This window comes from Tepidimonas sediminis (assembly GCF_007556605.1).
Taxonomy (GTDB): domain Bacteria; phylum Pseudomonadota; class Gammaproteobacteria; order Burkholderiales; family Burkholderiaceae_C; genus Tepidimonas; species Tepidimonas sediminis.
On record NZ_VJND01000001.1, the window covers coordinates 189,082 to 202,438 of the forward strand.

Annotated in this window: 12 protein-coding genes and 1 pseudogene; 7 read left to right on the forward strand and 6 right to left on the reverse strand. The window is 67.9% G+C overall.

The features are described from left to right. Nucleotides 1-141 precede the first annotated feature (141 nt). A pseudogene (locus Tsedi_RS00895) lies at nt 142-1,986 on the reverse strand (adenosylcobalamin-dependent ribonucleoside-diphosphate reductase); the annotation flags it as partial. Nucleotides 1,987-2,171: 185 nt separating this feature from the next. On the opposite strand from Tsedi_RS00895, the gene Tsedi_RS00900 reads away from it, so the two are divergent. After that, entirely contained in the window at nt 2,172-2,408 is a 237-nt protein-coding gene (locus Tsedi_RS00900) for a type II toxin-antitoxin system Phd/YefM family antitoxin (RefSeq protein ID WP_143892671.1), read from the forward strand. 124 nt (nt 2,409-2,532) lie between these two features. Continuing rightward, entirely contained in the window at nt 2,533-2,868 is a 336-nt protein-coding gene (locus tag Tsedi_RS00905; protein ID WP_281280116.1) for a PIN domain-containing protein, read from the forward strand. A 405-nt stretch (nt 2,869-3,273) separates the two neighbouring features. Here Tsedi_RS00905 and Tsedi_RS12250 read toward each other — a convergent pair whose 3' ends face one another. The 4 genes from Tsedi_RS12250 to Tsedi_RS00930 are packed head-to-tail and all read right to left on the reverse strand — an operon-like array spanning nt 3,274 to nt 6,988. Then, nucleotides 3,274-3,819 carry an AbrB/MazE/SpoVT family DNA-binding domain-containing protein gene (locus Tsedi_RS12250; RefSeq protein ID WP_221934174.1) on the reverse strand — a complete coding sequence of 182 codons (546 nt, stop codon included), beginning with the start codon at nt 3,817-3,819 and terminating at the stop codon, nt 3,274-3,276. Next, on the reverse strand, nt 3,819-6,260 hold the full coding sequence (locus tag Tsedi_RS00920) for a VIT domain-containing protein (RefSeq protein ID WP_185970531.1): 2,442 nt from the start codon (nt 6,258-6,260) through the stop codon (nt 3,819-3,821). Before Tsedi_RS00920 ends, Tsedi_RS12250 begins: the two co-directional genes overlap by 1 nt. Next, nucleotides 6,223-6,699, reverse strand: coding sequence for a MerR family transcriptional regulator (locus Tsedi_RS00925; RefSeq protein ID WP_143892675.1), 477 nt, complete (start codon nt 6,697-6,699; stop codon nt 6,223-6,225). The genes Tsedi_RS00920 and Tsedi_RS00925 overlap by 38 nt, the downstream gene beginning before the upstream one ends. Before the next feature lie 7 nt (nt 6,700-6,706). Beyond that, the gene (locus tag Tsedi_RS00930) at nt 6,707-6,988 is read right to left on the reverse strand and encodes a hypothetical protein (RefSeq protein WP_143892677.1); all 282 of its coding nucleotides are present in this window, start codon (nt 6,986-6,988) and stop codon (nt 6,707-6,709) included. Between the two features lie 215 nt (nt 6,989-7,203). On the opposite strand from Tsedi_RS00930, the gene Tsedi_RS00935 reads away from it, so the two are divergent. The 3 genes from Tsedi_RS00935 to Tsedi_RS00945 all read left to right on the forward strand — a co-directional run bounded on the left by Tsedi_RS00935 (nt 7,204) and on the right by Tsedi_RS00945 (nt 9,828). Continuing rightward, nucleotides 7,204-7,989, forward strand: a complete 786-nt coding sequence (locus tag Tsedi_RS00935; protein WP_143892680.1) for a SprT-like domain-containing protein — start codon at nt 7,204-7,206, stop codon at nt 7,987-7,989. 156 nt (nt 7,990-8,145) lie between these two features. Next, on the forward strand, nt 8,146-8,673 hold the full coding sequence (locus tag Tsedi_RS00940; protein WP_143892682.1) for a hypothetical protein: 528 nt from the start codon (nt 8,146-8,148) through the stop codon (nt 8,671-8,673). Nucleotides 8,674-8,745: 72 nt separating this feature from the next. Continuing rightward, nucleotides 8,746-9,828 carry a hypothetical protein gene (locus Tsedi_RS00945; RefSeq protein WP_143892684.1) on the forward strand — a complete coding sequence of 361 codons (1,083 nt, stop codon included), beginning with the start codon at nt 8,746-8,748 and terminating at the stop codon, nt 9,826-9,828. Between the two features lie 348 nt (nt 9,829-10,176). On the opposite strand, the gene Tsedi_RS12480 is transcribed toward Tsedi_RS00945, so the two are convergent. Then, the gene (locus tag Tsedi_RS12480) at nt 10,177-10,545 is read right to left on the reverse strand and encodes a YddF family protein (RefSeq protein WP_143892686.1); all 369 of its coding nucleotides are present in this window, start codon (nt 10,543-10,545) and stop codon (nt 10,177-10,179) included. A 365-nt stretch (nt 10,546-10,910) separates the two neighbouring features. On the opposite strand from Tsedi_RS12480, the gene csm6 reads away from it, so the two are divergent. Beyond that, nucleotides 10,911-12,095, forward strand: coding sequence for a CRISPR-associated ring nuclease Csm6 (csm6, locus tag Tsedi_RS00955; protein WP_185970532.1), 1,185 nt, complete (start codon nt 10,911-10,913; stop codon nt 12,093-12,095). Nucleotides 12,096-12,103: 8 nt separating this feature from the next. Beyond that, complete coding sequence (gene csx2 / locus Tsedi_RS00960) at nt 12,104-13,315, forward strand: TIGR02221 family CRISPR-associated protein (RefSeq protein WP_143892690.1); 1,212 nt, start codon at nt 12,104-12,106, stop codon at nt 13,313-13,315. Nucleotides 13,316-13,357: the final 42 nt, after the last annotated feature.

Genomic DNA, 13,357 nt, shown 5'->3' on the forward strand with positions numbered 1-13,357 from the left:
CGTGCGCGGCCGACTCGTGCGCTGCTCGCACCGTGGTGGTGCGGCTGCACCACGGCCGGGCATGGTGTCCGCGGCCGGTCAGTCGAAGACCGTGCGCTGGCCGCAGGCGCCGCAGCGGGCGCCGCCGCACCCCGCGCAGGCCTCGACAGGCTCTCGCGCGGGAGCGGGTGAGGGGGCCTGTGCGGCCCGCGGGACGGGGTCGAGCACCGACCCGACCACCGCATTCGGCCGGTAGGTGGTCAGCCCCTTCAGCCCGGCGCGCCAGGCCTGCAGATAGAGATCCCGAAACGCCTCGCTGGGACAGTCGGCCGGGACGTTGACCGTCTTGCTGATGCCGGCGTCGACGAAAGGCTGCACCGCGGCCACCATCGCCACGTGGTCCGCCGGGGCGATTTCCAAGGCGCTGACGAACGCTTCCGTCAAGGGGGCCTGCGGTCCATGCAGTGCCCGGTACAGGCGCCAGGCGTGGTCCTGCACCTCGTGGACGCGCACGTGGCCGTCGGCCTCGCGCTTGCGGCGCGTGTAAGTCCATGCGAAGGCCGGCTCGATGCCGTTGGAAGTGTTGTCGGCGAAGGCCAGGCTGACGGTGCCGGTGGGCGCGATCGACAGCAGGTGGCTGTTGCGCAGACCGTGGGCGCGGATGGCGGCCTTGAGATCATCGGGCAGCCGGCTGGCGAAGGTGCCTTCGGCCAGCACGGCATCGGCGTCGAACAGGGGGTAAGCCCCTTTCTCGCGCGCCAGCGCCACCGAGGCGCGGTAGGCCGCGTCGCGCATCGTGCGCGCGATGCGGCTGGCCATCGCGCGGCCGTCGTCGCGGTCGTAGCGCAGCCCGAGCATGATCAGCGCATCGCCCAGCCCGGTGAAGCCGACGCCGATGCGGCGCTTGGCGCGCGCCTCGGCCTGCTGCTGCGGCAGCGGCCACGGCGTGACATCCAGCACGTCGTCCAGCAGCCGCACCTGCACCGCCACCGCTTGCGCCAAGGCGTCGAAGTCGAGCTGCGCCGGCCCGCCGTGCCCGAACGGGTGGCGCACGAAGCGGGGCAGGATCAGGGGCCCCAGGCAGCAACCGCCGTACGGCGGCAGCGGCTGCTCGCCGCACGGGTTGGTGGCCTCGATGCGCTCGATCGCGCGCAAGTTGTTGTCGCGCTGGATGGCGTCGAGGAACAGCACGCCCGGCTCGGCACAGTCGTAGGCGGCGCGCGTCAGCGCCTCCCACAGCGCGCGCGCCGGCACGCGCCGGTACACCCACAGGCCATCGGCCCTACGCGCCGCCCCGGCGGCCTTGCGCTCGTCGGACGGCTCGGCGCGGTGCATCAGCTCCCACTCGGCGCCGGCCTGCACGGCCTCGATGAAGGCGTCCGGCACCGCGACCGAGACGTTGAAGGGGCTCCACCGCCCCGGCGTGCGCTTGGCGGTGACGAACTCGAGTACGTCGGGGTGGTCGATGCGCAGCACCGCCATTTGAGCGCCGGGGCGCACACCGTCGCCAGCCACCGCCGAGGCCATGCGCTCGAAGGCGTCGACGCAGGCGCACGGGCCGCCCGTCGGCGCGGTGGGGTCCGGCCGAGCGTCGCGCGGCCGGACGCGGGAAAAGTCGCAGCCGACGCCCCCGCCCAGGCGCAGCGTCTCGCCCGCCTCGCGCAGCGCGGCCTCCAGCCCCGGGTAACCGTCCGCATCCGTGCCGTGCAGGGCATCTCCCAGCGGCTGCACGAAGCAGTTCACCAGCGTCGCCGGCGTGCCGCGGCCCGCCGCGCTCATGATGCGGCCAGCGCCGATCGCCCCGGCAGCCAGGTGCTGGCGGAAGCGCCGCGCCCACATGATCCGCCGATCCGCCGGCTCGGCCGCGGCCACGGCCCGTGCGACACGCCCGAACAAGTCGTCCGGCCCCCGCTCGCCCGGCGCAAAGTAGCGCTGCCGCAGCACCTCCACGCTGATCGGCTGGGGCGGCAGCGGCGGCAGCACCTCGTCGGCGGGTGTGCAGTCCATGGAGACTCCGGGGCATCGGCCGACCTGATTACACCACCTCTGCCGTGCCCCCGAAAGGGGCTGACCCGGGGATTTCGTCGCGACCACGCCGCAGGCTCATGCCTCGTTGGACAAGACTGACGCTTGACGGCCGCTTCGCCTGGCCATAGGGTGGAATAGTTTTCAACACTACTTTTGGCGGTGCCATGAAGACACTGACGGCCAGCGAAGCCTACCGGCATTTCTCCCATCTGCTGCGCCAAGTCGCCGAGGGCGAGGTGGTCACCATCGTCTCGCGCGGCAAGACAGTGGCCACGATCCTGCCTGCCCGGCCAGGGCACTTCGAGCGGCAGCGTGCGCGTCAGCGGCTGCTTGCGCGGCTGCACCAGCAACCCGCCAGCAGCGCACGCAACTGGACACGCGATGAGTCGTACGAAGGCTGACCGCCGTGCGTGTGGCGCTCGATACCAACGTGTTGGCGTATGCTGAGGGTGTCGGTGATACCGCACGCTGCGTGCAGGCTCGGCAGTGGGTCGGGCGCTTGGAGGGCCATGACGTCATCTGCCGGTGCAGACGTTGGGGGAGCTTGTCCGCGTGCTCACCCGCAAGGCTGGCCGCGATGCGATTGTGGTGCGCCAAGACGTTTTGAGCTGGGCCGACAGCTTTGAGGTGGCCGACTCGACCTGGCCGGCATTTGAGGCAGCGCTGGACTTGACCGTCGACCATCAGTTGCCCATCTGGGACGCCTTGATTCTGGCCGTCGCGGCGCAAGCGCGCTGTCGACTGCTGCTATCGGAAGACTTCCAGCATGGCTTCACCTGGCGGGGGTCACCGTGCTCAACCCCTTCGTCGAGCCGCATCCGCTGCTTGCCTCCCTGCTTGGCTAGCACGAGCCGGTCCTGACCGAACCCGTCACGTGAAATCCAACCCCTGCCGCAGCGTCATTCGCGAGGGTTGAGCGGGCCGACGAAAAACAGCGGGCGGCTCTCGGGCAACTCAACCGGGCAGCCGGGGCGAGCCGGGATGGACGCGCGCGGCGTCCGGTGCGCTGAGGCAGCCAGGCGTGCCCCGGATGAGCCGCGCCTCCAGCGGGAAGAGTTTGGCGCGCACGACCGAGGGGGCTGGCAGGCCGGCGGCGGTCAGGTCCTCGATGGCGCAGTCGAGCGGCCACGGCGGGTCCTTGGCCGAGGTGGATCATGGCCAGCTCGACGAGCCCCGCCGGGGTGTTGAAGGCCGACCAGCGCCGGGCGGTTTTTGCTGGCGGCGCGGTCGGTGAACGGAAACGGCACGCGCACCACCTGACCGCGCTCACAGGTCACGGTATGCCTCCTCGTCGGCGGGGCTCATCCATTCCGAGAGCGTGCCCTCGACGGCCTTGAGGTAGTCGAGGTCCAGCGGCTGCACGCGGCGCACGCGCGCGCTGCCGTCCGGCTCGAGCTCCCAAGCGATGAGGTCGCCCGGGCTGACGTGCAGGACGGCGCGGATTTCGGCGGGGATGGTGGTCTGGCCCTTGGAGGTGACTTGGGCGAGCGCGATCGTGCGCGACTCCCGGATGTCAGAACTCCTTGCGCGCCTTGCTTTACCGCGGCGGCTTGGCCTGCGCCAGGAGGGCATCGAGATCTCTGCAACCGCCGCAGCAACGGCGCCTCGATGCCGCCGACCATCCTTGTCGGCAACAAGGTGCGCTACCGACCGCGCGACGTCGAGCGCTGGCTGCAGAGCCTGGAAAGCGGCCTGCCGCCGGACCTGCACGAACATCGGCCCGAGCCGACCCGTGGCCCGGGACGGCCGACGAAGGCGCAACAGGTCCGCATGCGCCAGCAGGCGGCGGCGGGCACCAGCAGCCAAGCCCATCAGCCGCCTTCTCCGACTTCGCCGTAGTCCAGCACGCTCTGCGGCCACGCGGTCTCGGTCATGGATGCGAGGGCCGAGCGCACGGCCTGCAGCACGGCGTCGCAGACAGGCTGCTGCGGCTTGGGCAGTCGGCCCAAGGCGCTGGCCACGGCCTGTGCGAGGGTGAAGTGCTGAGTGAGCATGACCTGCACGAAGGCTGCGACGACTTCGGCCTCGGGGGCGTGCTCGCCCACCACGAACTCGAGCCACTCGACCACGGCGGCCGGCAGCCCCGTCTGGCGCAGCGCCTCGAAGGTGGCAGGCGGCTTTTGAGGGTTCAGGCGCAGCCATTCCAGGAAGCCCGCTGGCGTCAATCCCTCGTGGGCTGCCCAGCTGACCTCCGAGGTATCCGCACCCACCGAGGTCCAAAACTCGGGCTTGCGCTCGGGTGTCCTGACGACTTCCTGCATGGGGCCATCGTCCAAGAGGTCGCCGAGAAGCGCAAGCCGCCGTTTGGCCCGCCTGACGAGGCTGGCGTTCTGGTCTGCGCCGGCAGGCGGATCGATACCAAACCGCATTCGGGTAGAGCCCGGGTCGGACGCCATCGAGTAGTAGAACATCGGCTGGTCCATGTCGAACTGCACGCTGCCATGCCCGCCCCATCCAGCGGCAAGCATGCCCTTGACGGACCGCAGTTCGGGCATGGTGTGCGCCTGCTGGCCTTCGGCGCGTTGCTTGACGAGCACCAGGCTCGTGTCCTCGGTGACGAGCTGGTACTTCTCGGCCAGCACTGGCAACTGCTGGTGCAGCACCGCGGGGGCGTCGGCGCCGGCCTGGCGCCATTGCTGGTAGCGCTGGTAAGCGGCCAGACGGGCCAGGGTGCTGGGCTCATCTTCGATGAAGTGCGGCTGCAGCTCGGCCAGCAGCACCTCGCCATCGGCACCGGCGATGCGGCCATACAGACGCACGGGGCCGCACAGCGCCTCGGCGCTGGGGGCGCGCAGCCAGGCGAAGACGGTCACGTCATCCCCGGCAAACACGCTGCGCGGCAGGCCGCCCTCGGTGTGCACGGTGCACCCGGCAGGCCACTCGATGCGGGCATGCAGCACCTTGGGCGCGCGCATGCGGTGAAACAGCCGCAGCACGGCAGGCTCGACCTCCTCGCCAGGCGCGACGAACTCGCAGCTGCCGCCGGTGGTTTCGGCCAGCCGCCGCAGCAGCCCTTCGGCGACGCTGGCACCGATGCCGACCACGAAGAAGCGATGGCGCGAGCGGCGGGCGGTTGCCACCACCTCATCGATGGCCTCGATTTCGCCGTCGGTGATGAGCAGCACATCGCTTTGGGGGGAAGGTCCCTCCCCGATACCGGAAGGGGCGTGGTCGCTGCCGAGCTGGAGGGTGGAGAGGATGGCCGCACCCATCTCGGTGCCACCCATGTCGGCATCGAGCATTTCGACCCAGCGCCGTCCGGAGGCAAGCGTCGCCGAGGTGACCTTCCACAGGCCGCGGCTGCGGTGGTCGACCGTGCTGCCGAAGCGGCTGAGACTGAAGCGGTCGCCAGTGCGCAGCGCCTGCAAGATGCGCTGCAGCGCCCGACGTGCAGCCTGTATGCTGTCGCCGGCCATGGAGCCACTGCAATCCACCAACACCTTCAAGGCGGCGGGCAGGGGCTCGCGGTCGGGTAGCGACGGGGTGAAGTTGGCCATCACGACGCCCAGGCCCGGTTCGAGCCGATCCCACGCAGCCAGGCCGTGGCTGGCCTGGTCGATGCCGTCGAAGACCAGCACGAAGTCGCGGTCGAGCCAGGCGGTGCGCCCCAGCGCCACTTGCACCACCGTCCCAGCCGCCCCGGACAGGGTGCGCAGCGTCACCGGGTGCGAGGGCGAGCCGATGGCCGCGCGGGTGAGTTCGCCTTCGATGTCGATCCGAATGTCAAAGGGGTATTCGGCGGTGGGGTCGACCTGCGGTACGGCGTGGGGCTCGTAGCCTCCTTCGCGCACCGGGTCGCCGTAGCGCGGGGCCAGCGTGGTGGGCAGCAGCAGACGCAGGCTGCCCTGCTGGGGCTGCAGGGGCTGGACATAGCGCAGGCGCACCACGCAGGTCTCGCCCGGCAGCAGGTTGCCGAGTTCCAGCGTGTGGGTGCGGTCGGGGTTGACGGTGACGAGCACGGCGCTGTCCACGTCCGCCAGCGCATCCTCGTAGTCGGTGCGGGCCTGGTTTCGGGCCTTGACGATGCCGCTCAGCGTCTCGCCGTTGAGTTCGACCTCCAGCCCGAGCAGAACGGCATGCCAAGGCAGTGGAAAGGTGTAGACGACCTCGACGTTGACGTCCTCGGGGTTGCAGTAGCGCTGCTCGAGCTGCATCTCGAGCGTGCGGCCGACGACGCGGCCACGGGCATGCACCCCCTGCAGGGGCAACGGGCCGTTAGTCGAGCGGCATTGGGTCCTCGGGGTGTCGTGCATGCTGAGCTCCCTGGTGTGGATGTGTGACAGCGGAATCGTTGGGACGGGCCGTGGCGGCATCGAAGGCCTGCATCACGGCCCGGCTGAAGGCGCGCACCTGCTCGGGCGAAAGACCGGCGCGCGCGGGGTCGATGAGGAGCTCGACCCCGTCGGCGATGTGAAGCCGGCTGAGCACCTCGAGCGTGCCGCGGGTGCGGGGCCGCTGCGGCACGTCCGCCGTTTCGCCTCGCAGCAATTCACGGATGCGCTGTAGCGACAGACCGGCGGCGGTCCACTTCTTGATGAGCAGCAGTTGTTCGAGATGTCGTTGCCCGTAGCGCGCTGCGCGCGTCTCGCCCTCTGGGCGGTCCACCAAGCCTTCCTGGATGTAGTAGCGCACCGTGCGGATGGGCAGGTCGACCCGCGCGCACAGCTCGGTGAGCTGGAAAGTGGTGGACATGCCGACACTATAGCACACTAAAACTGTCTTTAGTGGTGTAACAATATGGCGCGGCCTGCCGGCTTGCTGAGCGGCGCCAGCCGCGGGGGCGGACATTGGCCAGGCTGCGGTCGCGCAGCACGCGGCGGAAGCGATGCCCCACGGTGACGATGCAGCCGTCGCCGTCCACCACGGCGTAGATGTCGCGGTGCTCACGTGCGAGGATGGCCGTGCGGGAGGGGGCCTCACGCGACTTCCTTGGGTTGCGTGTGACAGCGATAAAGCTATTCTGGAAACCCGAGTGGCTCATGGCGTGAGCCACCTGAGCCTGTAACCTTTCCTACACGGACAAGCCTGCGCGCTTCCTTTCTTTGCTCTCGTTCGGGGTGTTGCACGTCAAGCCTCCCTGGCTTGACCGCCGCGCCGGGCTGCTCGAGTTCGTGGTCACGGCGCCACAGGCTCACGCCATGAGCCACCAAGCGGCGCATACTGAAAGCCACGCTGTCACACATCCACCGTGCCGCCATGGCCGCCGCTGCCGCCCCGACCGACCCGAACCAAGAGCCGGCGCCGACGCTGGCCCAATACCAGGCGCTGCAGCGCGCCTACGACCACTTCAACGCCACACTCTTCAGCGGGCAGCTGCCGCCGTGCCTGATCACGCTGCGCTCCTCCCACCGGCACCACGGCTACCACCACGAGGCTCGCTTCGTCAACCTGCGCGGCCAGACGGTTGCCGAGCTCGGCCTGCACCCGGGCTTCTTCACCCTGCGCGCGCCGGAGGAGACGCTCTCAACCCTCGTGCACGAGATGGTGCATCACTGGCAGGCGCACTTCGGCCGGCCTTCCAAGGGCAACCCGCACAACCGCGAGTGGGCGGCCAAGATGCGCAGCCTGGGGCTGGAGCCCAGCTCCACCGGCCTGCCGGGCGGCAAGGATGGTGGCCACCGCGTCAGTCACTACATCCGGCCCGATGGCGCCTTCCTGCGTGCCTGCCGTGAGCTGCTCGAGCAGGGCTTTGCCTTGCCGTGGTTCGACCGGCACGTGCCCACCACGCCCGAGACGCAGGCCCGGCATCGACAGGCATTGGCCGAGGCGGGCGTGGCGCTTGAGCTGGCCGATCCGCCGGTGGTGGCGTTGGAGACCCTGCCGGTCGAGGGCGCTCCCACCGCCCTGATACCGCCAGCGCCGAAGCGCCTGGCCGATCGGGTTCGCTACCTTTGCCCCGCGTGCGGGATCAAGGCGTGGGCGGCACCGCTGACGGAGCTGGTGTGCGGGGCTTGTGAGCAGCCGCTGCAGGAAGCCGCCTGAGGCCCGCCTGAATTCCCGATCCGTCAATTATCTGGTGGGGGGCACACGTTGCTCAAACTCGAAAACATCAAGCCGAGGAAAGTCTAATGAATCTCGTCTCTGATGCTGCGGGAGGTTGAAAGCCGGTATTTCAGGCAAGACGAATTCGGAAACGTCATGAAACATCCCATGATCACGGTCCAATCTGTCGATATCGAGAATCTTCGCCTGCGCAATGCTTTTGCTGGCTGCGTTGCGCTGGAAACGGGCTGTCAGCTGCGGGAAAACGGGGTCGTATCGCTGGCGGTCGAGCCCCACGATGCTCCTTTCTTTGGCTCGCTGCACATGGGCTACCACGTGGAGGACCTCAAAACCGGCCGCAGCTTCAACGTTGAGGATAAAGGTGTGTGGTTGCGCTGGTACCCGACGCATGAGTCGTTCACTCGCCGGGCCGCCCGTTTCCTGAAGCGGGACGGCTTTGTCCTCATGGACTACGACCGCGGGGTGATCGAGTGGCGTTATCTGACCAAGGGAATTCCCGCGGAGGAGATTGAACTGCTGAAGTTCGCGACTTTCGTGCGTCCTCACCTCTTGGCCATCATTGCTCATGATCCCGAGCTGCGGACTCACGACTTTGTCATCACTGACGCCTTCGTCAAGATCAAGCCCGCGCCAAGCTTCTTCAACCGCTCACTGCTCGGTTGAGGTCGTGCCGCGCCATTTGCGCATTCGACGTATCACTGCGCTGTTTTGTGCTGTTTTCCTGCAAGCCTTGCCATGACCAACGACACCGTGCTGCGCCGCCTTCATGCCCTTTTTCCCTATGAGAGCCTGGAGCCGCAGCCAATGGCGGTGATCGACCTGGCTCCTGCTGTTCCGGTCAAGAGTTCTGCTGCCACGCTGCTGCGCGCGGCGGGTGCCACCGGGCTGCGCGGCCCCGCAGTGGACCCCCTGGAACTGTTCGAGCCTGCGCGCGCCATCGATGAACCAGTGTTGCTGCCCACGCGAGCGCTGCGCATCGTCCTGACTGCTCTGGGTGTGGATCCCGAGTACGCCAACGGGCTGGCCCGCGACTCGCGGCCACTGATCGACGCTCACGTGCCGCCATCGCGTCAGCATCCCTTTTTTACCTCTGACGGCGTGGCTCTTCCGCAGCCGATGATCACCGTGGGCGACTGGCTGGAGTGGCTGCCACATGTCCGCCGAGCGTCTGCGGCCGTGGACGAAGTGCTGCGGCGCGGGGACGACATGTTGGCTTTTATAGCCTCGTGTGCTGATCGGATCGCCGGCATACCCCTCTTCGATCCCGTCGACCCCCCGCCAGACGACTCGGAAGAGGAGGGCGGAGCAGACGAAGACAAAGCCGAAAAGCGACTTGTCTGCCTCGCCTGGCGTCCGGGCGTGCCAACCCCGCTTCGGATGGCTCAGCACATGGAGCCCAGTGACCCGGCGGAACGCCCCCACGACTGGCCGGTCTGGACTCGGCCAGTATTGAACCATGACGCTTGGCATGAACGCCACCAGCGCGCGCTGCAGGCCTTGACGGATCGTCTGGGGCAACCGGTGTTCCTGACCTGGCTGATGGTGGACGACGAGGTGGAACAGGATGGCAAGGGCGAGGGCATGGAGAGCTATGTCGCCCACCGTTGGGTGGCCCCGCATCGCCATTGCGCTATGTTTCCAGAAAGCCCGCTGGCGCAGCGATTGCGACAGGTGATCGGGGCGCCAACGACCGAGGTGCTGCTGGATCGGCTGCTCGATCCGGCCCTCTACGCCGACCCGTTCGACGTGCGTGCTGCCGCGGCTCAGCTGTTGCACGGCAGCGGTTTGGATTACGTAGCCTTCGAGTACCGGCCGTGACAACGGGCTATGTCAGGCACCAGGTGCAACGGCGGGATCACTGAAGGGAGTTGCTCTGGCTTGGGTGTCGCTTCTCCAGCGGGGCCTGCCAGACGGCGATCGGGGGATAGACACCGTGGATGGCGAGCGAGCGGTTTCCCAAGCCGGTCTGCGATCGCGTCAAGATCATCGTGGCTGTAGACCGACAGATCCGCACTATACGGATCTGCTGCAGCATAATCATGATGGTGGGGCGCTTCTCGGCACGTAGGTGCTGATTATGGCTTCCCTTGGGAAGGTGGCAAGGTCAGGTGCAAGGCAGATCAGGGGTATTGTACTTGATTATTGACTCCATTCCCTTGTTGGGCATCACTCAATCCGTTGCAGGAGGCCAAACTCGTAAGGAGACGTGCGCAGCTCAGGGGTGGTAAGTATGGTGCCCTCCGGGAGGCGTTGCAGCAGCCTTACCACTAATGCCTCGTCGCCCGGCTCCATATGGATGGATATCCGCTCCACAGGCACGGGCTGCCCCAGCAAGTCGCTGAGAAGTTCTGCCGTGCTTGCATGTCCGACCGCGGAACGAAAGCCGTCTGCGGCCCATTTTCTGGCCTCTTCCAAGGAAAGCGGGCCGGCAAATCTCCATAAGCCCCAGGCCGTAAGTACAGGGCTGTTGATGAGCCAGCGACGCGTGGCTCTGGATGATGGTTTGGAGGTTGGGGTGGTTGGGGGTCGATGCATCGTGAAGATGGCGTTCGAAGAGCGCTGAAGAAGATGCTTGGTGATGCTGGCGTTGACTGCGGGCTCATGGCGCCGCCGAAGCCGAGAGGTGTTCCCAATCTTACGGGTTCACATTCTGTGGGGCGACTCCACAAGCCTGTCGCACATTCGATGGCAAAACGGGTGGCAGGCCCGCTCAATGACAGCCTGGTGACCGAAAAGCGCAAAGCATACCCCTTTCAGGCCCCGGCTTCACTCTACTCCGTCTTCCGAGACGGCTGGCAGCACAAGTTGCTGTAGGCTGCGGACCTGGCGCCGTCGCAAGCTTGCGGCGACTGGACAGTTCTGAAAGTCATGGCATACTTTGCTGCATGTCACACACACAGGTGCCCGCTGGTGCGGATGCCTGCCCGGTAGTCTCGCACTCATCCTCCATGTCTGGAGTTGGTTCCCGCCGCGTTCTGCTGGTTGTCACCGGCTTGAGTCCGCAGGTCGTCACCGAAACGATCTGCGCGCTGGCGGTTGGCCATGCGGGCCAGCCTCCGTGGATCCCGACTGAAGTCCACCTGATCACCACGACCCGCGGGGCCGACAACGCCAGGCTGCAATTGCTGCACCCGGTCAGCGGGTGGTTTCATCGGCTGCGGCAGGACTACGGCCTGCCGCCGATCCAGTTCGATGAAAGCTCCATCCATCTGATCGAGCGGCCGGACGGCACGGCGCTGGACGACATTCGCGACGACGATGACAACCGCCTTGCCGCCGACACCATCACCGAATGGGTGCGCCGGCTGACGCAGGATCCCGACAGCGCCGTGCACGCCAGCATCGCCGGCGGACGCAAGACCATGGGCTTTTTCCTCGGCTATGCGATGAGCCTTTACGGCAGGGCGCAGGATCGCCTCAGCCACGTGCTGGTCAGCAGCCCCTACGAGTCTTCCCCGGAGTTCTTCTATCCGACGCCGCAGTCGCAGGTCATCCGCCGGCCCGGCAGTGCCAACGAGGTGCTCGACGCCGCCCAGGCGCGCATCTGGCTGGGCGACATCCCCTTCGTGCGGCTGCGCACCGCGCTGCCGCGGGACATGCGCGAGCGGGCGCACATCGCCTTTGCGGAGTCGGTCCGCGCCGTGCAGGCCAGCGTCGCCCCCTCGCTCGTGCTCGATCGCCGGCAGCGGCTCGTCCTGGCCGGCGGGGTGGCGATCCGGCTGGAGCCGGCCGATCTGGCCTTTCTGGCCTGGGCGCTGCAGCGTCACCTGGAGGGCAGGCCGTTGCAGCGTCACCGCCGGCTCAATCAGGCCGAGGCGCGCGCCGATGCACAGGAGTATCTCGCGCAGTATGCCCGACTGGGCGACGATCCCGCCGACACCGACACCCGCACGCACGCCCGGCTGGCCAAGGATCGCGGACTGCTGATGGGCTTTTTCGACGAGCGGCGCTCACGCATCAAGCGCGCCTTCACCGCCGCGCTGGGCGAAGGTCGCGCCCAACCCTACCTGCTGCAACGCACCGGGCCGCGCGGTGGCAGCGAATACCGCTTCAGCCTGGATCCATCCGCCATCACCCTGCGCTGAGCCGCCCGATGACCACCCTCATTTCCTTCCTTGGCAAAAGTCAGCTCGACAGTCGCTCAGGCTACCGCACGGCGTGCTACCGTTTTGCGGATGGTCGCCAATACGAAACCGCCTACTTCGGGCTGGCCCTGGCAGACCACCTGCAGGCGCAGCGCGTGCTGCTTCTGGGCACGTCTTCCAGCATGTGGGATCTGCTGGTGGAGTCCACGGTGGGGGACGACGCCGATGAGGCGCTGCGCCTGGAGCTGATGGAGGCGGTACGCGCAGGCAGCGTCACCGAGTCGTTGCTCGAGGCGCTGCACCCGGCGCTGCAGCGCCGACTGGGGCGCCCGGTGGCCACGCTGTTGATTCCGTTTGCCGCGGAATTCGCCGACCAGCAGGCGCTGCTGCAGCGTCTGGCGGATCATCTGGCGCGGGGCGAGCACGCCGTGCTGGATGTCACCCATGGCTTTCGCCACTTGGCGATGCTGGGGCTGAGTGCGGCACGCTATCTGGCCCATGCGCGCGGCGTCAGCGTCGAGGCGATCTACTACGGCGCGCTGGACATGACCGAGGGTGGCGTCACGCCGGTGGTGGAACTGTCAGGTCTGTCGCATCTGCAGGAATGGGCCGAGGTGCTGAGCGCCTGCGAGGCCAGCGGTGACTTCGCGCGCTTGGCGCCGCTGCTGGCGCGCGATGGGCTGGCGGCCGAGCACGTGCAGGCGCTCGTCCGCGGCTGGCAGCTGCTGGGCGCGATGAACGTGGCCGACGCGGCACGGGTGCTGCGGCCGGTGGTGCGGGCGCTGACCGAACCGCTCCATGGAGCCTCCGAGCTCTACCGCGCCCAGCTGGCCAGGATGTTGCGCTGGACGCAGGCCGAGGCGCTGCACGAACAGCTCCGGTTGCTGGCGCTGCAGGCCTTGCAGCGCCAGGACTTGCTGCGCGCGGCGGTGCTCGGGCTGGAGAGCTTTCTGACGCGGGAAGTGGCCAGCATCGGAGGCGACCCGCTGGACTACCAGGCGCGCGAGCGCGCTGCAGCACAGTTCCAGCAGGCGCTGCGCGAGGGCGAACACCCGGACTGGAAGCGCAGCGCCTACTGGCTGCTCAACAACGTGCGCAACGCGCTGGCGCACGCCTCGCGCCCGACCTACCGGCCGCATGCCCAGCTGATGCAGAACCCCGAGCGGTTGCGCCGCGAACTGGAGGCCACGCTCAACCGGTTAACCAACACACCCGTTTGACGATGCATCCCAAGCTTGCGATGGTTTTGCTGCCCAGCCCTC

Coding starts and splice junctions, on each gene's coding strand:
- Tsedi_RS00900 (WP_143892671.1), top strand. CDS start 2,172: ATGAAGACACTGACGGCCAGCGAAGCCTACCGGCATTTCTCCCATCTG.
- Tsedi_RS12250 (WP_221934174.1), bottom strand. CDS start 3,819: ATGGGCTTGGCTGCTGGTGCCCGCCGCCGCCTGCTGGCGCATGCGGAC.
- Tsedi_RS00920 (WP_185970531.1), bottom strand. CDS start 6,260: ATGCACGACACCCCGAGGACCCAATGCCGCTCGACTAACGGCCCGTTG.
- Tsedi_RS00925 (WP_143892675.1), bottom strand. CDS start 6,699: ATGTCCACCACTTTCCAGCTCACCGAGCTGTGCGCGCGGGTCGACCTG.
- Tsedi_RS00930 (WP_143892677.1), bottom strand. CDS start 6,988: ATGAGCCACTCGGGTTTCCAGAATAGCTTTATCGCTGTCACACGCAAC.
- Tsedi_RS00935 (WP_143892680.1), top strand. CDS start 7,204: ATGGCCGCCGCTGCCGCCCCGACCGACCCGAACCAAGAGCCGGCGCCG.
- Tsedi_RS00940 (WP_143892682.1), top strand. CDS start 8,146: ATGAAACATCCCATGATCACGGTCCAATCTGTCGATATCGAGAATCTT.
- Tsedi_RS00945 (WP_143892684.1), top strand. CDS start 8,746: ATGACCAACGACACCGTGCTGCGCCGCCTTCATGCCCTTTTTCCCTAT.
- Tsedi_RS12480 (WP_143892686.1), bottom strand. CDS start 10,545: ATGCATCGACCCCCAACCACCCCAACCTCCAAACCATCATCCAGAGCC.
- csx2 (WP_143892690.1), top strand. CDS start 12,104: ATGACCACCCTCATTTCCTTCCTTGGCAAAAGTCAGCTCGACAGTCGC.